The following is a 21423-nucleotide window of genomic DNA, read 5'->3' as shown; positions in this document are numbered from 1 at the left end:
CATCCGCCAATACTGTTACTCTTTCGGCTCTTTACCCGCCAGCAGCTTATCCAGCTCATCGCCGCCAACGTGACGGAAATCTTGCCCCTTCACGAAGTAGAAGATGTATTCACAGATATTCTGGCAGCGATCGCCGATACGTTCGATGGAACGGGCGCAGAATAGCGCGGTCAGCACGCTTGGAATGGTGCGCGGGTCTTCCATCATATAGGTCATCAGCTGGCGCACGATGCCCTCATATTCCTGGTCAACTTTCTTGTCTTCGCGATAGATACGCACCGCTTCGTCCAAATCCATGCGCGCAAAGGCATCCAGTACGTCGTGCAGCATCTGCACGGTGTGGCGGCCCAGCGATTCCAGACTCACCAGTAGCGGCTGGTGCTGGTGGGAGAATTTCTCCAGCGCGGTGCTGCAGATCTTGTCCGCTACATCACCAATACGTTCCAGTTCAGCGATAGTTTTGATGATAGCCATCACCAGACGCAGGTCGCTCGCCGTCGGCTGACGTTTGGCAATAATGCGTACGCAGGCTTCGTCGATCGCCACTTCCATCATGTTGACGTGCTTGTCGCCTTCAATGACGCGTTTTGCCAGCTCGCTGTCCTGGTTATGCATCGCGGTAATTGCATCAGAAAGCTGCTGCTCTACCATGCCGCCCATGGTCATCACCTGGGTGCGAATGCTTTCCAGTTCTGCGTTGAACTGGCCGGAAATATGTTTATTGAGGTTTAAATTGTCCATCATTTCTCCAGATGCCCAAATAATTCCGAGCGAAAACAGGGCAGCCTACGCAGCTCTCTGTTCACGCCTGAAAGATAAAGGGCATATCAACCATAGCGGCCAGTAATATAATCTTCAGTTTGTTTCTTCGCGGGCTTAGTGAACAGATCGTCCGTGTTGCTGAACTCAATCAATTCGCCCAGGTACATAAACGCCGTGTGGTCGGAACAACGCGCAGCCTGCTGCATGTTGTGGGTCACGATAACCACGGTGTAATCCTCTTTCAGCTCGGTGATCAGCTCTTCAATACGCCCGGTAGAGATCGGGTCAAGCGCTGAGCACGGCTCATCCAACAGCAGAACTTCCGGGCGAATCGCAATACCGCGCGCAATGCACAAACGCTGCTGCTGACCACCGGAGAGAGAATATCCGCTCTGGTGCAGTTTATCCTTGGTTTCATTCCATAATGCGGCCTTGGTCAATGCCCACTGTACGCGCTCGTCCATATCGGTGCGGGACAGCTTTTCAAACAGACGCACGCCAAAGGCGATGTTGTCATAGATGGACATCGGGAACGGCGTTGGCTTCTGGAATACCATGCCCACTTTGGCACGCAGCAGCGCGATATCCTGGGTATTGGTAAGAATATTGTCGCCATCCAGCAGAATTTCACCTTCCGCGCGCTGCTCTGGGTACAGTTCAAACATTTTGTTGAAAGTACGCAGCAGCGTCGATTTACCGCAGCCCGATGGGCCGATAAACGCGGTGACCTGGTTTTTAGCGATATCCAGGTTAATGTTCTTCAGGGCATGGAATTTGCCGTAGTAGAAGTTCAGGTCACGTACTGAAATCTTACCCGGAGTTGTGTTCACCATACTCATCTCAATCTCTTCCTCATCCAGCGCCGCCGTTGGCCGCGCTGTAAAAAATTAACCGTGTTTCTTCTTCGCGAAAATAACGCGCGCCAGAATGTTCAGCAGCAGTACGCACAGAGTGATAATCAACACCCCGGCCCAGGCCAGTTGCTGCCACTCCGCAAACGGGCTCATCGCAAATTTAAAGATGGTCACCGGCAGGTTAGCAATTGGCTGCATCATGTCGGTGCTCCAGAACTGGTTGGAGAGCGCGGTAAACAGCAGCGGGGCAGTTTCACCCGCGATACGCGCTATCGCCAGCAGGATGCCGGTCATAATCCCGGAAATAGACGCTTTCAGCGTAATGGCTGAAATCATCCGCCATTTCGGCGTTCCCAGCGCATATGCCGCTTCACGCAGGCTATCCGGCACCAGCTTCAGCATATTCTCGGTAGTACGAATAACGATTGGCACCTGCAGCAGTGCCAGCGCAATCACGCCCGCCCAACCGGAGAAGTGCTGCATCTGCGCCACCACGATGGTGTAGACGAACAGCCCCACCACGATAGACGGTGCGGAAAGCAGAATATCGTTAATAAAGCGGATAACCTCGGCCAGCCAGGATTTGCGCCCGTACTCAGCAAGGTAGATACCCGCCATAATGCCCAGCGGTGTACCAAAAACGGTCGACCACAGAATCAGCAGGCCACTGCCCGCCAGGGCGTTTGCCAGACCACCGCCCGCGGTGTTCGGCGGCGGCGTCATTTCGGTAAACAGCGCCAGCGACATCCCGTCGATACCACGGGTAATGGTAGCCATTAAGATCCACACCAGCCAAAACAGGCCGAAGATCATGGTGGCCATGGAGAGCGTCAGCGCGATGCGGTTCTTCATGCGGCGACGCGCCTGCATCTTGCGGCGAGACTCGGCCAGCTCAGCGGTGCTTTGCATTTCCAGAGTGGTCATGAGCGTGCCCCCTCATTCTTCGCCAGGCGCATAATCATGAACTTCGATGCCGCCAGAACGATAAAGGTAATCGCAAACAGGATCAGACCCAGTTCCATCAAGGCGGAGACGTGCAGGCCGGATTCCGCTTCGGCAAATTCGTTCGCCAGCGCAGAGGTAATACTGTTGCCCGGCATGTACAGAGACGCACTGTCGAGCTGGTAGGTGTTACCGATGATAAAGGTCACTGCCATGGTTTCACCCAGCGCGCGGCCAAGGCCGAGCATCACGCCACCGATAACCCCATTTTTGGTGAACGGCAGGACGATACGCCAGATAACTTCCCAGGTAGTGCAGCCGATGCCGTAGGCCGACTCTTTCATCATCACCGGGGTCTGTTCAAACACATCACGCATAACGGCGGAGATATACGGGATAATCATGATGGCCAGGATGACACCTGCCGCCAGGATACCGATACCAAAAGCCGGGCCGGAGAACAGAGCGCCGACAAACGGGATGTTAGAAAGAATATTGCCGACCGGCTCCTGGAAGTAGGTCGCGAACAGCGGAGCAAAGATAAACAGCCCCCACATGCCGTAAACAATACTGGGGATCGCCGCCAGCAGTTCAATCGCGATACCTAACGGGCGTTTAAGCCAGTTTGGTGCCAGTTCAGTCAGGAAGAGTGCGATGCCGAAGCTCACCGGAACGGCGATTAGCAAAGCGATAACGGAGGTGACGATCGTACCGTAAATCGGTACCAGCGCGCCGTAGACATCGTTCGGTGCGTCCCACTCTTTGGTCCACAGGAAGGCGAAGCCGAACTTCTCCATACTGGGCCAGGAAGAGATGACAAGGGAGACGATAATCCCACCCAACATCAATAGCACAATCAGCGCAGCCAGTCTTACCAGCGCGCTGAATATCATGTCACCCTTTTTACCCGGTGGGTTAAAAGCAGGCTTGGTTGCAGCCATAAATCACTCTTTCAGTTTAAAATCCGCGACGACGTTTACAGATGCCCGGCGTCACCGCCGGGCTACCGTAATCAGTACAGCGCTTTACCGCTGCTATCTTTTACGTTGGTCTTCCATGCAGCACGAACCTGCTCAACCACGCTTTCCGGCAGAGTAGCATAATCCAGTTCGTTAGCCTGCTTCCCACCGTTTTTGTACGCCCAATCAAAGAACTTCAGCACTTCAGCGCCTTGCTCAGGTTTCTTCTGATCTTTGTGAACCAGAATGAAAGTTGTAGAGGTGATTGGCCATGCGCCCTCACCTTTCTGGTTGGTCAGGTCCTGCGCGAAGGATTTGCTCCAGTCAGCGCCTTTAGCGGCGTTGGCGAAGTTTTCTTCGGTTGGGCTAACCGCTTTACCGTCAGCAGAAATCAGCTTGGTGTAAGCCAGGTTATTCTGCTTAGCGTAAGCATATTCAACGTAGCCAATTGCACCCGGCAGACGCTGTACGAAGGCAGCAATACCGTCGTTACCTTTACCGCCCAGACCGGTCGGCCAGTTCACGGTAGAACCAGAACCGATTTTGGATTTCCACTCTTCGTTCACTTTCGCCAGGTAGCTGGTGAAGACGAAGGAAGTACCGGAACCATCAGCGCGACGCACTACGGCGATATTCTGCGAAGGCAGCTTCACGCCTGGGTTCAGTTTGGTGATGGCTTCGTCATCCCACTTCTTAATCTTGCCGAGGTAAATGTCACCCAGCGTTTTGCCGTCCAGCACCAGCTCGCCTGATTTCAGGCCAGGGATGTTAACGGCCAGCACCACACCGCCGATTACGGTCGGGAACTGGAACAGGCCTTCCTGCGTCAGTTTTTCGTCAGACAGCGGAGCATCTGATGCGCCGAAATCTACGGTGTTAGCGGTAATTTGTTTTACGCCACCGGAAGAACCGATACCCTGGTAGTTAACTTTGCTACCGGTCTCTTTTTGATAGGTATCTGCCCATTTGGCATACACTGGCGCAGGGAAGGTTGCACCTGCACCTGTCAGGCTTGCAGCTGCGAATGCAGAGAAAGCGCTCATCGATAAGGTCGCGGCGACAACAGTTGCGACAGTGGTACGCATAACTTTCATAATGTCTCCTGCAAGAATTCGTAAAGTATTGTTTAGTGGCTACGATGAGCAAAATAGGATAAACAGGTGACAGTTATATGTAAGGTTTATGACAGTTTAATGACAACAGAAACCCTGTAAAAAGCATCATTATTAAAACCAATAAAATCAGATAATTAAAAAAATAATTTACAATAAAATTTCAGAAAAATTTTCTTTTTATGACAGCGGAATTGCGGCGCTTTATGACAGTTATAGCAGGTAAAAAAAATCCGGCTATGCCTGAGACATAGCCGGATGGTGAGACAGTTAACGTGATTATTCGACGGTCACGGATTTCGCCAGGTTACGCGGTTGGTCAACGTCGGTGCCTTTGATAAGCGCCACGTGATAAGACAGCAACTGCAACGGGACGGTATAGAAGATAGGTGCAATCACCTCTTCGACATGCGGCATCTCAATGATGTGCATGTTGTCGCTGTTAGTGAATGCCGCATCTCTGTCGGCAAACACGTACAGCTCGCCGCCGCGCGCGCGAACCTCTTCAATGTTGGATTTCAGTTTTTCCAGCAGTTCGTTATTCGGCGCGACCACAATCACCGGCATATCGGCATCAATCAACGCCAGCGGGCCGTGTTTCAGTTCGCCTGCCGCGTAGGCCTCTGCGTGAATGTAGGAGATCTCTTTAAGCTTAAGCGCGCCTTCCAGCGCAATCGGGTATTGATCGCCACGGCCAAGGAACAGCGCGTGATGCTTGTCAGAGAAATCCTCCGCCAGCGCTTCAATGCGTTTATCTTCAGACAGTACCTGCTCAATACGGCTCGGCAGTGCCTGCAACGCATGAACGATATCCTGCTCGACGGCCGCATCAACGCCTTTAAGACGCGCCATTTTGGCCACCAGCAGCAGCAATACCGTTAACTGAGTGGTAAAGGCTTTAGTCGACGCAACGCCGATTTCCGCGCCCGCCTTGGTCATGATCGCCAGATCGGACTCACGCACCAGCGACGAACCGGCGACGTTACACACCGCCAGCGAGCCCAAATACCCTAGCTCTTTGGTCAAACGCAGACCGGCCAGCGTATCGGCAGTTTCACCTGATTGCGACAGGGTGATAACCAGGCTGTTCGGACGCACAGCAGATTTGCGGTAACGGAATTCCGAGGCAATTTCGACATCGCACGGCATGCCAACCAGCGATTCAAACCAGTAGCGTGCGACCATTCCGGAGTTGTAGGAAGTACCGCAAGCAATAATCTGAATGTGCTCAACCTTAGAGAGCAGCGCATCGGCCTGTGGCCCAAGTTCGCTTAAATCCACCTGACCATGGCTGATACGCCCGGTTAAGGTGTTTTTAATCGCGTTCGGCTGCTCATAGACCTCTTTTTGCATGTAGTGGCGATAGATACCTTTATCGCCCGCATCGTACTGCAGATTGGACTCGATCTCCTGACGCTTCACTTGGGCACCAGATTTATCAAAGATCTCAACCGTACGGCGCGTAACCTCCGCGATATCTCCCTCTTCAAGGAAGATAAAACGACGGGTAACAGGTAAAAGAGCCAGTTGGTCTGAAGCGATAAAGTTCTCACCCATGCCAAGGCCGATAACCAGCGGGCTACCGGAACGAGCGGCCAGCAGTGTACCCGGATCGCGAGAGTCCATGATGACGGTACCGTACGCACCGCGCAGTTGAGGAATCGCGCGCAGAACGGCTTCGCGCAGCGTGCCTCCCTGCTCCAGTTCCCAGTGCACTAAGTGAGCAATTACTTCGGTATCGGTGGCGGAAACAAAGACGTAGCCACGCGTCTGCAGCATTTCGCGCAGCGGTTCGTGGTTCTCGATGATGCCGTTATGCACCACCACAATGTGATCAGAAACATGCGGATGCGCGTTGCTTTCTGAAGGTTCGCCATGGGTCGCCCAGCGGGTATGAGCAATACCGGTACCACCAGGCAGCGGGTGCTCTTCCGCAGCCTGCGCCAGCATCTGGACTTTCCCCAGGCGACGCAGACGGGTCATATGACCTTCTGCATCCACCACCGCCAGACCCGCAGAGTCATAGCCACGGTATTCCAGACGACGAAGACCTTCGAGAAGGATTTCAGCTACATCACGTTGCGCGACTGCGCCAACAATTCCACACATAGTTTTTAAGTTCCGATTTTTACGCGTTGTCGGTCAACCTGTTGCCCGTATACCGGGCGCCCCGAGCCTTGTAGAGAGTGGGGTTATTTTTATAGGTACTGCTTTGTGGAAGGGAGATTATGTTATCTCCTCATCCGTTGTCTGCCGGATAAGCGAAACGCCATCCGGCAAAAAAGTTACTTTTTCTTCACCGGACGCTGCCAGCCCTGTTTATGGACCTGCGGTACACGGCTTAACACCAGTTCATTATCCGCCACGTTGCGGGTGACAGTCGTTCCGGCGGCAATGGTGACGCCTTTGCCGATAGTGACCGGGGCCACCAGTTGGGAATCAGAGCCGACAAACACGTCGTCGCCGATAATGGTTTTAAACTTGTTGGCGCCGTCATAGTTGCAGGTGATGGTACCCGCGCCGATATTGACGTTATCACCAATTTCCGCATCGCCCAGATAGGTCAGATGGCCCGCTTTCGAGCCTTTACCCAGACGCGCTTTTTTCATCTCAACGAAGTTACCGACGTGAGCGCCTTCCAGCAGTTCAGCACCTGGACGCAGTCGGGCAAACGGCCCGATGGTGCAGGCGGCCTGCAGCGTCGCATCTTCCACCACGCTGTACGGGCTGATTTCACAATCATCGCCGATGGTGCTGTTTTTAATCACACAGCCCGCGCCAATTTTGACCCGCTGGCCCAGAACCACGTTGCCTTCAAGGATAACGTTAGTATCAATCTCCACATCACGCCCGTGAGAAAGCGTGCCGCGCAGATCAAAACGAGCAGGATCGCGCAGCATGACGCCCGCCAGCAGCAGTTTTTCTGCCTGCTCGGACTGGTAAACGCGCTCCAGGCGCGCCAGCTGCAGACGGTTATTCACCCCTTCCACTTCGCTCAAGCGCTCCGGATGTACCGCGGCAATTTCATGCCCTTCCTGGTACGCCATGGCGATAATATCGGTGATATAGAATTCGCCCTGTGCATTGTTATTGTCGAGCTTCGCCAGCCAGCGCTTCATATCCGCACCGTTGGCAATCAGGATGCCGGTATTAATTTCTGGGATCAGACGCTGCTCATCGGTCGCGTCTTTGTGCTCAACAATACCGGTGACTTTGCCGTTTTCACGGGTAATTCGCCCGTAACCACTCGGATCGTCCAGCACCACCGTCAACAGACCAATACCGCCCTGCGGTTTTGCATCGCGCAGACGCTGGAGCGTCTCAACGGAGATCAGTGGGACATCGCCGTAGAGCATCAGAATATCTTCGTCATCGGCAAAGAACGGCGCGGCCTGCTGCATCGCGTGGCCGGTGCCCAGTTGTTCAGCCTGCAGCACCCAATTGAGGTTGCCTTCGGTTAAGGTCTGCTTGAGTAAATCACCGCCGTGACCGTACACCAGATGTACCTGGGTTGCGCCAACATGGTTAGCGGCATCAATGACATGCTGCACCATCGGTTTACCCGCGAGGGTGTGCAGTACTTTAGGGAGATCGGAATACATACGCGTGCCTTTGCCAGCGGCAAGGATCACAACGCTCATGGTACGGTTAGACATAGGTATCCTGTCTTTAGTTTAAGTATGAAGTAAACCGGGTTCGCGTTGAAAATTCTACATATTTTTCAGCATGAAATGGCCTGCTGCTAAAACGACCAACATCCTCGGTAGCCCTGTTTTTCTACCCTTATTTTCGTCCATATCAAATCCATTTGTCTTGTAAGAATTAAGACCGGATGCCAGTTTTCGCGCTATCTCGCTGCTTATGCTGTTTTTTTGCTACCTGAATAAAGAATGCTTGAAATTAAAACAGTGTTTTATTTACTCATTATTGTGACAGACAAAAAAGAAACAGTGTTTTGATTTGGTGATAATTACGCCAATCAACCCTTCAGGAAGATAACATGAACAAGAAGATACCTCTGGCTCTTACCCTTTGTAGCGCAGCACTCTCACTCTCGGCGCAGGCTGAAACACCTGAGCAATGGAAAGCTATCGCTTTCGGGCAGTCCACCGATATCAACTTCTCCTCCAACGTGCTGGCGGAGAAAGTGGGCGTCAATAACGTAACGATTGATGGCAAAACCCTGACATCACAGCAGGTAGCCGATCTCAGTAAACCCATCACTATTGAAAGCCGTGGTGGGAAAATTGCCAACTCGCACGACGGCCTGACTTTCTTCTACACCGTGTTACCGGTCGATAAGAATTTCGTCCTCTCCGCTACCGTCACCGTTGACCAGTTCGGCCCGGAAAACGGCGCCAAACCGGCTGCACAGGAAGGTGCAGGGCTACTGGTGCGCGATATTATTGGTATCCCGCGCCAGGAGCCGCTGAAAGAAGGCTATGAAGAGTTCCCCGCAGCGTCAAATATGGTGATGAACGCCATTATGACCCAGGATAAAAAGGATGATTTCCGTGTGAAATTGCAGGCTATTTCACGTAATGGAATCATCCAGCCCTGGGGCAATACCGGGTCTGAAATTAAAAAAGTCAGCTACAAAGAGGGCGTGGACCTCCACCAGTCGCCAACCTTCCGTCTTAAGCTCGAACGCACCAATGAAGGCTTTGTGACCGCCTGGGCGCCGGTAGGCAGCGAAGAGTGGGTGACTCAACAGGTACCGCACGCCGACCTCATTTCCGTGCAGGACAAAAAGCAGTATTACGTCGGTTTCTTTGCTTCACGAAACGCCAAAATCACCGTCAGCAATGCATCGCTGACGACTTCTGAGGCGAAAACAGTGGCCTCTAAACCGTTTGTCGCCAAATCCTGGCCGGTGGTGATGCAGGTTGCATCAGGCAGCCAGAGTCTGACTCAGAACTATACGTTGCAGGCTCGTGCTAACTATGACGGCCAGTTCACCGTACGGCAAAACGAAGTGGTGATCGGGGAGAATAAACCGGTGAAAGCCGGGGAAATGTTCACCCAGCCAGCGACACTCAAAGAGGACAATAGCTTCCAGATAACCTTTACCCCCACCAGCGGTAAAGAGCGCACGCCGGTTGAGCAGAATCTGACGGTAAGCCAGGTGAAAAACATCACCAGCAGTACTCTGTATGCGGCGGCCAACGGAAAAGCCGATGCTAAAGGCACCGTAGATTCACCGCTGGATCTGAGCACCGCCATCGATCTGCTGCCGCCGGGCGGCAAAATTATGCTCGCCGCCGGTGACTATCCAAAAACCGATATCCCGCTTTCCGCAAGCGGTCTGGAAAATGGCCGCAAAACGCTGGAAGCTCAGGGTAAAGCCGTTATTCACGGCATGCTGCTGGACGGCAACTACTGGACACTTCGTGGTATCGAGATAACCGATAAGAGCCTGCGTATTCAGGGCAGCTATAACCTGATTGAAAACGTGGTGGCCTACCGTAACGACGATACCGGTATTCAGATCTCTTCAGTTGATAAGATCGGTCGCCCGCTATGGGCAAGCCATAACCGCGTGGTGAATTCCGAGTCTTATAGCAATGAAGATCCGGGGAAGATCAACGCCGATGGGTTTGCCGTGAAGATGCGCGTAGGAGAGGGCAACCGTCTTGAAGGCTGTTACTCCCACGATAATATCGACGACGGCTTTGACCTGTTCAACAAGATTGAAGACGGGGCAAACGGGGTGGTGGTGATTGAAAACTCTATCGCGCGCAATAACACCAGCAACGGCTTTAAGCTGGGCGGCGAAGGGCAGCCTGTGGCTCATGAGATCCGCAACAGCATCGCGGTGGGTAACCACCTCGATGGCTTTACCGACAACTTCAACCCGGGCAAGCTGGTGGTGGTGAATAACGTCGCCGTGGATAACCAGCGCTTTAACTTTATTTTCCGCCCAAGCCCTTATGGTGATGCCGCCACGCAAGGCGTATTCAGCGATAACATTTCGCTGCGCAGCCAGCCGGGGAAATACGATGATGCGGTAGTGGGTAACGTGGATGCCACCAACTACTTCATTGAAAACGGGAAAAGCGTGAACAAGGAAGGGAAAGAGCTGCGTGCGGAGGATTTCCAATCTCTGACGTTACCGCAGCCGCTGGAGCGCAACGCGGATGGGAGTTTTGAGACCGGCAACTTCCTGACGAAGGATTAAGCGATATCGGCTGTAGAGCCTGATCACATTACCGGATGGCGGCGTAAACGTCTTATCCGGCCTACAAATACAAAGGTCGCCGTGAGGCGACCTTCTTCATTTTTCGTTCCGTGTACACCGCATGTGTTGTGGTTTTCGTTAGCGGTACAGCGCATTACAGAACTGAGTCTGACCGGCAAGTGGGCGGTCAGCGCGGTAACCTTACAGGTTGAAGGTACCGAAAGAGATGTTCATAGAGCTGAAAAGAGCGATGATTTTGTTGATCAGTTTCATGATTTTTATCCTGCGATAGTAGTGGTAATTTCTGTGACTCAACTCACAAAACAAAGTCTACTCTTCTCATTTTTATCGATCAACAGTTTTGTGATGCGAATCACAAAATATTTAAAATACCTTTTCAATTTCAAATTTATTAAAACAAAGCATAAAAAAAGCCAGCCTGGAAACCAGACTGGCTTTTTGACTTTCAAGCCGGTGTTACATCGCTTTTTTGGTCAACTCGATAACGCGCAGTTTAGCGATCGCTTTGGCCAGTTCCGCAGACGCCTGAGCGTAATCCACGTCGCCATGAGAGCTCTTAATGTGCTCTTCCGCTTTACGTTTCGCTTCAAGAGCTCGCGCTTCGTCGAGATCCTGACCACGAATAGCTGTATCAGCCAGAACGGTCGTGCTACCAGGCTGCACTTCAAGAATGCCGCCGGACAGATAGATAAACTCTTCATGACCGAACTGTTTAACGATGCGAATCATACCAGGCTTAATGGCGGTGAGCAGCGGTGCGTGACCCGGGAAAATACCCAGTTCACCTTCGCTACCCGTTACCTGGATTTTCTCGACCAGACCAGAGAACATTTGTTGCTCTGCGCTGACGACGTCCAGGTGGTAAGTCATTGCCATATCACCCTCCGATTAAGGCGTTAAAGTTTTTTGGCTTTTTCCACTGCTTCGTCAATGGAACCGACCATGTAGAACGCCTGCTCTGGCAGGTGATCGTATTCGCCGTCCATGATGCCTTTAAAGCCACGGATGGTGTCTTTCAGGGAGACGTATTTGCCCGGAGAACCGGTAAATACTTCTGCCACGAAGAACGGCTGGGACAGGAAGCGCTGGATCTTACGAGCGCGTGCTACCACCAGTTTATCTTCTTCAGACAGCTCATCCATACCCAGGATGGCGATGATGTCTTTCAGTTCCTGATAACGCTGCAGGATGGACTGAACGCCACGAGCGGTGTCGTAGTGTTCCTGACCAACAACCAGCGGATCCAGCTGACGGCTGGTGGAGTCCAGCGGGTCAACTGCCGGGTAGATACCCAGGGAAGCGATCTGACGGCTCAGTACCACGGTTGCATCTAAGTGAGCAAAGGTGGTTGCTGGGGATGGGTCAGTCAAGTCATCCGCAGGTACGTATACCGCCTGAACGGAGGTGATAGAACCGGTTTTGGTGGAGGTGATACGTTCCTGCAGAACGCCCATCTCTTCCGCCAGAGTCGGCTGATAACCTACCGCTGAAGGCATACGGCCCAGCAGTGCAGATACTTCTGTACCGGCCAGGGTGTAACGATAGATGTTATCGACGAACAGCAGTACGTCGCGACCTTCGTCACGGAACTTCTCAGCCATGGTCAGACCGGTCAGCGCTACGCGCAGACGGTTTCCTGGTGGCTCGTTCATCTGGCCGTAAACCAGGGATACTTTATCGATAACGTTGGAGTCGGTCATTTCGTGGTAGAAGTCGTTACCCTCACGAGTACGTTCACCTACGCCCGCAAACACGGAGTAACCGGAGTGCTCAATCGCGATGTTACGAATAAGCTCCATCATGTTTACGGTTTTACCAACACCCGCACCGCCGAACAGACCAACTTTACCGCCCTTAGCAAACGGACACATCAGGTCGATAACTTTGATGCCAGTTTCCAGCAGTTCCTGAGAGTTTGACAACTCTTCGTAGGAAGGAGCTGAACGGTGGATAGCCCAACGCTCTTCTTCACCGATGTCGCCTTTCATGTCTACCGGTTGACCCAGTACGTTCATGATACGACCCAGCGTTGCTTTACCGACTGGAACTTCGATTGGGTGCTCGAGGTCTTTTACATCCAGACCGCGACGCAGACCGTCGGAAGAACCCATAGCGATGGTACGTACGATACCGCCGCCGAGCTGCTGCTGAACTTCCAGCACCAGCACTTCATTACCATTCTGAACCTCAAGGGCTTCGTACACACGCGGTACGGCATCCTGAGGGAATTCGACGTCAACTACGGCGCCGATTACCTGGACAATTTTTCCAGTAGCCATCTTGAATCCTCTACGAATTAACCTGGTTATACCGCGGATGCACCACCGACGATCTCGGTGAGTTCCTGAGTAATGCTGGCCTGACGAGCTTTGTTGTATACCAACTGCAGCTCTTTAATCAGGCTGCCGCCATTGTCGGTCGCGGCTTTCATCGCCACCATACGTGCGGCCTGCTCGCTGGCCAGGTTTTCTACCACGCCCTGATAAACCTGAGACTCGACATAACGACGCAGCAGGGTATCCAGCAGCGCTTTCGGGTCTGGCTCATACAGGTAATCCCAGGATTTACGCTTCAACTCGCTATCATCTGATGCCGGCAGCGGCAGCAGTTGAACAATGTTTGGCGTCTGAGACATGGTGTTAATAAATTTGTTGCTGACAATATAAAGCTTGTCCAGACGACCTTCATCGTAGGCCTGCAACATCACTTTTACCGGACCGATCAGTTCGGACAGGGCAGGTTTATCACCCATACCTGTTACCTGAGCGACGATGTTGCCACCTACGGAATTAAAGAAGGACACACCTTTAGAGCCGATCATTGCGATATCGCACTGAACGCTTTTTTCGGACCATGCCTTCATTTCCGCCAGCAGTTTTTTGAACAGGTTAATGTTCAAACCACCGCACAGACCACGGTCGGTAGACACCACCAGGTAGCCCACGCGTTTAACGTCGCGTTCTTCCAGGTATGGGTGCTTATATTCCAGATTACCGTTCGCAAGGTGACCAATCACTTTACGCATGGTATCTGCATAAGGACGGCTGGCCGCCATGCGATCCTGCGATTTACGCATTTTGGAAGCGGCGACCATCTCCATCGCTTTAGTGATCTTTTGCGTGTTCTGGACGCTTGCGATCTTACTACGTATCTCTTTTGCGCCGGCCATGAGCTTCTCCTCAATGCCTTACGGCCTGCCCTAAGACAGGCCGCTAGACTTTACCAGGACTGGGTTGCTTTGAAGGAATCGAGGATGCCTTTCAGCTTGCCTTCGATTTCGTCGTTATAGCCACCGGACTGGTTGATCTCTTGCATCAACGGAGCGTGATCACGGTCAACGTAAGCCAGCAGAGCGGCTTCGAAGCTACCGATTTTCGCCAGTTCAACATCCGCCAGATAACCACGTTCTGCTGCGAACAGAACCAGAGACTGTTGCGCGACAGACATCGGCGCATACTGTTTCTGTTTCAGCAGTTCAGTTACTTTCTGACCGTGGTCCAGCTGCTTACGGGTTGCATCATCAAGGTCAGATGCAAACTGGGAGAACGCTGCCAGTTCACGATACTGTGCCAGAGCGGTACGGATACCACCGGACAGTTTTTTCATGATCTTGGTCTGCGCTGCACCACCAACACGGGATACGGAGATACCCGGGTTAACCGCAGGACGAATACCGGCGTTAAACAGGTTGGTTTCCAGGAAGATCTGACCATCGGTAATGGAAATTACGTTGGTCGGAACGAACGCAGAAACGTCACCCGCTTGGGTTTCGATAATCGGCAGAGCGGTCAGAGAACCGGTTTTCCCTTTCACTTCACCTTTGGTGAAGGCTTCAACGTATTCGGCGTTAACACGCGCAGCACGCTCCAGCAGACGGGAGTGCAGATAGAATACGTCGCCTGGGAATGCTTCACGTCCTGGTGGACGACGGAGCAGCAGGGAAATCTGACGGTAAGCAACAGCCTGTTTGGACAGGTCATCATAAATGATCAGCGCATCTTCGCCGCGGTCGCGGAAGTATTCGCCCATTGCGCAACCGGCGTATGGTGCCAAGTATTGCAGTGCAGCGGATTCAGACGCAGTTGCCACAACAACGATGGTGTTAGCCAGCGCGCCGTGTTCTTCCAGTTTACGTACCACGTTAGAAATGGTGGACGCTTTCTGGCCGATAGCCACGTATACGCACTTGATGCCGGAATCACGTTGGTTGATGATGGCGTCGATTGCCAGCGCGGTTTTACCGGTCTGACGGTCGCCGATGATCAGTTCACGCTGACCACGACCGATTGGGATCATGGCATCAACGGACTTATAACCAGTCTGAACTGGCTGATCAACGGATTGACGTTCGATTACGCCTGGAGCGATAGCTTCAACGGCAGAGAAGCCGTCGTTGTCCAGCGCGCCTTTACCATCGATTGGTGCACCCAGGGTGTTAACCACACGTCCCAGCAGGCCACGGCCAACAGGAACTTCCAGGATACGACCAGTACACTTAACGGTCATGCCTTCAGCAAGGTCAGCGTACGGACCCATCACAACTGCACCTACGGAGTCGCGCTCCAGGTTCAGTGCGATAGCGTAACGGTTACCCGGCAGGGAAATCATTTCACCCTGCATACAATCGGCCAGGCCGTGGATGCGGATAACACCGTCACTTACAGAAACAATAGTACCTTCGTTGTGAGCTTCACTCACAACACTGAACTGAGCAATGCGCTGCTTGATCAGTTCGCTGATTTCGGTGGAATTCAGTTGCATGCTCCAGTCCCCTTAAGACTGCAAGACGTCTGCAAGGCGATCAAGACGGCCGCGTACGCTACCATCAATGACCATATCACCCGCACGGATGATAATACCTGCCATTACAGACTTATCGATTTTGCAATTCAGCTTAACTTTGCGTGACAGACGCTTTTCCATCGCGGCGCCGATCTTCGCAAGCTGTTCTTCACTCAATGCGATGGCTGAAGTGATTTCTACCTCAGAGGTAGCCTCACTCGCAGCACGCAGGTGAATGAACTGCTCGAGAACATCCGGGAGCACCTTAAGACGACCATTTTCAGCCATGACCTTAACCAGGTTCTGACCATTTTCGTCCAGTTGCTCACCACAGACAGCGATGAACGATTTAGCGAGCGTTTCTGGCGCCATCGCGCCAGACAGAAGCTCTGCCATTTGTTCGTTCTTCGTCACTTCGGCGGCAAACGCCAGCATATCCTGCCAGCGCTCTACGCTTTTGTGTTCGACGGCAAAGTCAAAAGCTGCTTTGGCGTAGGGGCGAGCTACCGTAATAAATTCAGACATCAGCCCCTCCCTCCTTACAGTTCAGCGACAAGTTTATCCACGATGTCGCTGTTAGCAGCTTCATCCACGGAACGTTCGATGATCTTCTCGGCGCCAGCAACAGCCAGGATAGCAACTTGCTTACGCAGTTCTTCGCGAGCACGTTTACGCTCGGCGTCGATTTCTGCCTGAGCCTGTGCCACGATTTTAGTGCGTTCCTGTTCTGCTTCAGCTTTCACTTCGTCCAGAATCTGGGAGCGACGTTTATTCGCCTGCTCGATGATTACCTGGGCTTCCGCTTTTGCTTTTTTCAGCTGGTCGGTCGCATTGGCCTGTGCAAGGTCCAAATCCTTTTTAGCTCGTTCTGCAGAAGAAAGACCGTCAGCAATTTCTTTTTGACGTTTTTCGATGGCTGCCATTAATGGCGGCCATACGTATTTCATGCAGAACAGAACGAAGAGGACAAACGCGATGGCCTGGCCGAGGATTGTTGCGTTAAGATTCACAGCACAATGCCTCTTTATCTAGTTAACGTTCTGATATTGCTCTTACTTAATTCAAAGCAACGCTTACTACGCGACAGCGAACATCACGTACAGACCCAGACCTACAGCGATCATAGGGATAGCATCCACCAGACCCATAACGATAAAGAACTGAGTACGCAGCAGAGGAATCAGATCCGGTTGACGCGCTGCGCCTTCCAGGAATTTGCCCCCGAGGATGCCGATACCGATCGCAGCACCGATTGCCGCCAGACCCATCATCACAGCGGCAGCCATGTACAGCAGATCCATATTCAGGTTTTCCATGACAGTCTCCAGTTTGTTTCAGTTAAAACGTAGTAGTGTTGGTAAATTAATGCTCTTCAGACGCCATCGACAGATAGACGATCGTCAGAACCATGAAGATGAAGGCTTGCAGCGTAATAATCAGGATGTGGAAAATGGCCCATGGCACATTGAGAATCCACTGTGACCACCACGGCAACAGACCAGCAATCAGAATGAAAATCAGCTCACCGGCATACATGTTGCCGAACAGTCGCAGACCCAGAGATACTGGTTTGGACAGCAGGCTTACCCCTTCAAGGATTAAGTTGACAGGAATAAATGCCCAGTGATTGAACGGCTGCAGCGTCAACTCTTTCGTGAAGCCACCGATGCCTTTCATTTTGATGCTGTAGAACAGAATCAGGATAAACACGCCCAGTGCCATAGACAGGGTAATGTTTACATCCGCAGATGGAACCACGCGCAGCGCCGGCAGGCCCAGTATATGCTCAGCAATATACGGCAGCAGGTCGATAGGCAGTAAGTCCATCAGGTTCATCAGGAAGACCCAGACAAAGATCGTCAGGGCTAGCGGTGCGATAACCTTGCTCTTGCCATGGTACATGTCTTTGACACTGCCATGAACGAAGCCGATTACCAGCTCAATCGCGGTCTGAAATTTACCTGGCACGCCGCTGGTCGCTCTTTTAGCAACGCTACGGAACGTAAGCAGGAACAACAGACCCAGCACCACCGAGAAGAACATGGAGTCAATATTGAGCGTCCAGAAGGTGGCTGGGGGGTTATGCGGATCTACCAGCGAGAAAGTACGCAGATCAAGCTGAAGGTTATTCAGGTGATGACCTATGTATTCCTGCGGCGTCATATTTTCAGAAGCCATGATGCCTTTTACCCTTTGTTGTTAATTACAGCGGGTGCCAGTATCTGAACCACTAGCACCAAAATCCATGTCACGATCAGCGGCAAGAATACCGCCTTCAAAACCGCCAGCGCCACTATCAGCAACACCAGCATCGCTAACACCTTGAACGCTTCCCCGAAGGCGAACGTCCAGGCAACTCGGCCTTTAGCGGGTGTATGCGCCTGATGACGCCAGGCAAATATCATAAACAACATATTAGGCAGTAACACTGCCAGGCCCCCACACGCGGCGGAGATGCCCCAGAAGGGGTCTTTTAGGCTGAACAGCAATCCACTTGCTATTACTGCCAGAAGCTGAATGAACAGAAGCTTACGAGCAACGTTTCGACTCACGAGCGACATAGACATCACGTTTTAACTCCTGCTCCCTTTGAGGTATGCCGCGTGTCGTATAAAACGTTCTTTAAAGCTCAGAGTCAAGCATCAAAAAGCGGTCAAATTATACGGTGACGCCCCGTTAATTCAAACAATAAGTAGCCAAAACGTGAATAAATATTTAAATATTTTTCATTCGCGCTATTTTTCTACTTTTCGACAAAGTGTGAACGATCGTACAAAAGTGCAAAAGCAGCGAAAACAGTGATTATAAAGCGTGCACAAGATCACATATTAAACATTTTAGCTCTAAGCCTTTGAATCAATGCAGCAAAAGATGAGTTCTCATCATTTTGATATCTAAGACTAAAATTGCCCACTCTTTTAAAAACACGCCGATACAGAACAAAAACCATTCATTGACATTTATAATAACTTATTAACATACCAGAATGACGTCAAAGCTGATTTTTAGCAGGCTGATATTTTCCATGTTTACTATTTTTATCATTAACAAAAAAAGCTGAGTTATCGAGAAGATAAAACAACGTTAAGTATGGGTTAAACATAGCAAGCCACAGACCTTTTTTTTCACCCATTTGTTAACACTAAAAACCGCACTTTTTATGCACTTTTTTTGATAAAAATTAACTTTTATTTGGCTTAATAATCACCAAGTGACGCTCCCCTTCCAGGTGAGGCACCTTCAGTTCAACAACCGACTCCACGCTAAACTGAGCGGGAAGTTGCGCAATCTCGTCTGTTGGTAGCACGCCTTTCAACGCATAAAAGCGACCGTCTTCTGCTGGCAGATGATGACACCAGTTCACCATATCCGTCATCGAGGCAAAAGCACGGCTAATTACGCCATCAAATGGAGGCTCTGCCGGGAACTCTTCAACGCGGCTTTGCACTGGCGTAATGTTCTCAAGCTTGAGCTCATGCTGTACCTGCCGTAGGAAACGTACACGCTTACCGAGGCTATCCAACAGGGTGAAATGGGCATCAGGACGCACGATAGACAGTGGAATACCCGGTAATCCCGGGCCTGTACCGACGTCGATAAAGCGCTCACCTTTCAGCGATGGCGCGACCACGATGCTATCGAGAATGTGGCGAACCAGCATTTCGTTGGGATCGCGAACGGAGGTCAGGTTGTACGCTTTGTTCCACTTGTGCAGCATATCCACATACGCCACAAGCTGATTTTTCTGGTGATCGGTGAGCGAAATTCCTGCTTCATCGAGCAGACGAGAAAGTTTGTTGAGCACGGTGATTACCCTGTCTAAAAATAACTTGCCCGGTAGCATGACGCTGACCGGGCCAATGAATCAATAAGGCGGATGCATCAGCATCCACCGAAATGCCGGGTGAACGGCACTATCACGCGCTACGGCGCAGCAGGCCCTGTTTTTTCAGCCACACCAGCAGAATGGAGATCGCCGCAGGAGTGATCCCGGAAATGCGCGATGCCTGACCGATAGAAACCGGTTTGTGATCGTTAAGTTTGGCGATCACTTCGTTAGACAAACCGTTAACCTGACGATAGTCCAGCGTTGCTGGCAGCAGCGTGTTTTCATTGCGCTGCTGTTTCTCAATCTCGTCCTGCTGACGAGCGATGTAGCCTTCGTATTTCACCTGGATTTCAACCTGTTCTGCCGCCTGCGCATCTTCCAGCGCCGGAGCGAACGGGGTCAGAGTGGTCAGTTGCTCATAGGTCATTTCCGGACGACGCAACAGATCTTCCCCGCTAGCTTCACGGGTCAGTGGCGCACTCAGGTGAGCATTCACTTCGGCTGCAGTCTCCGCCGAAGGGTTAACCCAGGTCGATTTCAGACGCTGACGTTCACGCTCGATGTTTTCCAGCTTCTCGTTGAAGCGTGCCCAGCGGACGTCATCCACCATACCCAATTCGCGGCCGATTTCTGTCAGACGCAGATCGGCGTTGTCTTCGCGCAGCATCAAACGATATTCCGCACGAGAGGTAAACATGCGGTACGGTTCTTTGGTCCCCAGAGTGCAAAGATCGTCCACCAGCACGCCCAGGTAAGCCTGATCGCGACGCGGAGCCCAGCCTTCTTTCTCGGCCGACAGACGTGCGGCGTTCAGACCCGCCAGCATCCCCTGAGCGGCAGCTTCTTCATAGCCGGTGGTGCCGTTAATCTGTCCCGCAAAGAACAGACCCTGGATAAATTTGCTCTCAAGCGTTGGTTTCAGGTCGCGCGGATCGAAGAAATCGTACTCGATGGCATAGCCTGGGCGAACGATACGGGCGTTTTCCATCCCCTGCATGGAGCGGACGATTTGTATTTGCACATCGAACGGCAGGCTGGTGGAGATACCATTCGGATAAATTTCGTTAGAGGTCAGCCCTTCTGGCTCGAGGAAGACCTGATGCTGATTCCTGTCGGCAAAGCGCATCACTTTATCTTCGATCGACGGACAGTAGCGTGGGCCGATCCCTTCGATCACACCGGCATACATCGGGCTACGATCGAGGTTATTACGGATTACCTCGTGGGTTTTCTCATTGGTGTGCGTGACATAGCACGGCATCTGGCGTGGGTGCTGAGATGCTTTGCCCAGGAATGAGAAGACCGGCAGCGGATTGTCGCTATTTTGCTGACCCAGCACGCTGAAATCGATGGTCCGTGCGTCAATACGCGGCGGTGTCCCGGTTTTCAGACGGCTGACGCGAAGCGGCAGCTCACGCAGACGGCGGGACAACGAAATGGACGGAGGATCGCCAGCACGACCACCGCTGTAGTTATCCAGTCCAATGTGGATTTTGCCGTCAAGGAATGTCCCGACGGTCAAAACTACCGCTTTGGCGCGGAATTTAAGCCCCATTTGGGTTACCGCGCCAACGACACGATCGTTCTCGACAATCAGATCTTCGACCGCCTGCTGGAAGATCATCAGATTCGGCTGGTTCTCCAGCGCTGTGCGTACCGCCTGGCGATAGAGCACGCGATCCGCCTGAGCTCGGGTGGCACGAACGGCCGGGCCTTTGCTGGCGTTTAGTATCCTAAACTGGATACCCGCATGGTCGATAGCCGTTGCCATCAGGCCGCCAAGTGCATCCACTTCTTTTACCAGGTGTCCTTTCCCAATGCCGCCAATCGCCGGGTTGCAGCTCATCTGCCCCAGGGTGTCGATATTGTGTGTCAAAAGCAGAGTCTGCTGACCCATTCGCGCTGCGGCCATCGCGGCCTCAGTGCCTGCATGACCCCCGCCAATGATGATGACGTCAAAAGGATCCTGATAAAACATGGTGGT

General features: G+C 52.2%; 19 protein-coding genes. 1 reads left to right on the top strand and 18 read right to left on the bottom strand.

The window, feature by feature from the left end:
• Window positions 1-15 precede the first annotated feature (15 nt).
• The 7 genes from phoU to glmU all read right to left on the bottom strand — a co-directional run bounded on the left by phoU (window position 16) and on the right by glmU (window position 8285).
• Window positions 16-741 carry a phosphate signaling complex protein PhoU gene (gene phoU, locus ABOC97_RS14455; protein ID WP_234505589.1) on the bottom strand — a complete coding sequence of 242 codons (726 nt, stop codon included), beginning with the start codon at window positions 739-741 and terminating at the stop codon, window positions 16-18.
• Window positions 742-827: 86 nt separating this feature from the next.
• A complete protein-coding gene (gene pstB / locus ABOC97_RS14450; RefSeq protein WP_035893601.1) occupies window positions 828-1601 on the bottom strand; it encodes a phosphate ABC transporter ATP-binding protein PstB in 774 nt (257 codons plus the stop codon).
• 48 nt (window positions 1602-1649) lie between these two features.
• A complete protein-coding gene (pstA, locus tag ABOC97_RS14445) occupies window positions 1650-2540 on the bottom strand; it encodes a phosphate ABC transporter permease PstA (RefSeq protein WP_234505453.1) in 891 nt (296 codons plus the stop codon).
• Complete coding sequence (gene pstC / locus ABOC97_RS14440; protein WP_061280367.1) at window positions 2537-3499, bottom strand: phosphate ABC transporter permease PstC; 963 nt, start codon at window positions 3497-3499, stop codon at window positions 2537-2539. The genes pstA and pstC overlap by 4 nt, the downstream gene beginning before the upstream one ends.
• 71 nt (window positions 3500-3570) lie before the next feature.
• Window positions 3571-4611, bottom strand: coding sequence for a phosphate ABC transporter substrate-binding protein PstS (gene pstS, locus ABOC97_RS14435; protein WP_349598856.1), 1041 nt, complete (start codon window positions 4609-4611; stop codon window positions 3571-3573).
• 297 nt (window positions 4612-4908) lie between these two features.
• Window positions 4909-6738: a glutamine--fructose-6-phosphate transaminase (isomerizing) gene (gene glmS, locus ABOC97_RS14430; RefSeq protein WP_349598853.1), complete on the bottom strand. Its 1830-nt coding sequence runs from the start codon at window positions 6736-6738 to the stop codon at window positions 4909-4911.
• Window positions 6739-6914: 176 nt separating this feature from the next.
• Window positions 6915-8285: a bifunctional UDP-N-acetylglucosamine diphosphorylase/glucosamine-1-phosphate N-acetyltransferase GlmU gene (gene glmU / locus ABOC97_RS14425; protein ID WP_349598850.1), complete on the bottom strand. Its 1371-nt coding sequence runs from the start codon at window positions 8283-8285 to the stop codon at window positions 6915-6917.
• 344 nt (window positions 8286-8629) lie between these two features.
• Between glmU and ABOC97_RS14420 the strand changes: the two genes are divergently transcribed.
• The gene (locus tag ABOC97_RS14420; RefSeq protein WP_349598847.1) at window positions 8630-10807 is read left to right on the top strand and encodes a right-handed parallel beta-helix repeat-containing protein; all 2178 of its coding nucleotides are present in this window, start codon (window positions 8630-8632) and stop codon (window positions 10805-10807) included.
• 477 nt (window positions 10808-11284) lie between these two features.
• On the opposite strand, the gene ABOC97_RS14415 is transcribed toward ABOC97_RS14420, so the two are convergent.
• The 11 genes from ABOC97_RS14415 to mnmG all read right to left on the bottom strand — a co-directional run bounded on the left by ABOC97_RS14415 (window position 11285) and on the right by mnmG (window position 21417).
• Complete coding sequence (locus ABOC97_RS14415; RefSeq protein WP_052284573.1) at window positions 11285-11704, bottom strand: F0F1 ATP synthase subunit epsilon; 420 nt, start codon at window positions 11702-11704, stop codon at window positions 11285-11287.
• Window positions 11705-11724: 20 nt separating this feature from the next.
• Window positions 11725-13107 carry a F0F1 ATP synthase subunit beta gene (gene atpD, locus ABOC97_RS14410; RefSeq protein ID WP_234505438.1) on the bottom strand — a complete coding sequence of 461 codons (1383 nt, stop codon included), beginning with the start codon at window positions 13105-13107 and terminating at the stop codon, window positions 11725-11727.
• Window positions 13108-13133: 26 nt separating this feature from the next.
• A complete protein-coding gene (gene atpG / locus ABOC97_RS14405) occupies window positions 13134-13997 on the bottom strand; it encodes a F0F1 ATP synthase subunit gamma (RefSeq protein ID WP_234505435.1) in 864 nt (287 codons plus the stop codon).
• 50 nt (window positions 13998-14047) lie between these two features.
• Window positions 14048-15589 (bottom strand): F0F1 ATP synthase subunit alpha, encoded by a 1542-nt coding sequence (gene atpA, locus ABOC97_RS14400; RefSeq protein ID WP_035893616.1) that lies wholly within the window; start codon window positions 15587-15589, stop codon window positions 14048-14050.
• A gap of 12 nt (window positions 15590-15601) precedes the next feature.
• The gene (atpH, locus tag ABOC97_RS14395) at window positions 15602-16135 is read right to left on the bottom strand and encodes a F0F1 ATP synthase subunit delta (protein WP_234505431.1); all 534 of its coding nucleotides are present in this window, start codon (window positions 16133-16135) and stop codon (window positions 15602-15604) included.
• A 14-nt stretch (window positions 16136-16149) separates the two neighbouring features.
• On the bottom strand, window positions 16150-16620 hold the full coding sequence (atpF, locus tag ABOC97_RS14390; RefSeq protein ID WP_052284569.1) for a F0F1 ATP synthase subunit B: 471 nt from the start codon (window positions 16618-16620) through the stop codon (window positions 16150-16152).
• Between the two features lie 66 nt (window positions 16621-16686).
• Window positions 16687-16926, bottom strand: a complete 240-nt coding sequence (gene atpE, locus ABOC97_RS14385; protein WP_000429386.1) for a F0F1 ATP synthase subunit C — start codon at window positions 16924-16926, stop codon at window positions 16687-16689.
• A 46-nt stretch (window positions 16927-16972) separates the two neighbouring features.
• Window positions 16973-17788, bottom strand: a complete 816-nt coding sequence (gene atpB / locus ABOC97_RS14380; RefSeq protein WP_052284568.1) for a F0F1 ATP synthase subunit A — start codon at window positions 17786-17788, stop codon at window positions 16973-16975.
• An 8-nt stretch (window positions 17789-17796) separates the two neighbouring features.
• Window positions 17797-18177 carry a F0F1 ATP synthase subunit I gene (atpI, locus tag ABOC97_RS14375; protein ID WP_052284567.1) on the bottom strand — a complete coding sequence of 127 codons (381 nt, stop codon included), beginning with the start codon at window positions 18175-18177 and terminating at the stop codon, window positions 17797-17799.
• 614 nt (window positions 18178-18791) lie between these two features.
• The gene (rsmG, locus tag ABOC97_RS14370; protein WP_349598839.1) at window positions 18792-19415 is read right to left on the bottom strand and encodes a 16S rRNA (guanine(527)-N(7))-methyltransferase RsmG; all 624 of its coding nucleotides are present in this window, start codon (window positions 19413-19415) and stop codon (window positions 18792-18794) included.
• 112 nt (window positions 19416-19527) lie between these two features.
• Complete coding sequence (gene mnmG, locus ABOC97_RS14365) at window positions 19528-21417, bottom strand: tRNA uridine-5-carboxymethylaminomethyl(34) synthesis enzyme MnmG (RefSeq protein WP_349598836.1); 1890 nt, start codon at window positions 21415-21417, stop codon at window positions 19528-19530.
• Window positions 21418-21423: the final 6 nt, after the last annotated feature.

The organism is Kluyvera huaxiensis (assembly GCF_040149365.1).
In the GTDB taxonomy this organism is placed as follows: Bacteria; Pseudomonadota; Gammaproteobacteria; order Enterobacterales; family Enterobacteriaceae; genus Kluyvera; species Kluyvera intermedia_A.
The sequence above is the reverse complement of the archived record's forward strand: the minus strand, read 5'-3'. Positions and strand labels throughout refer to the sequence as shown.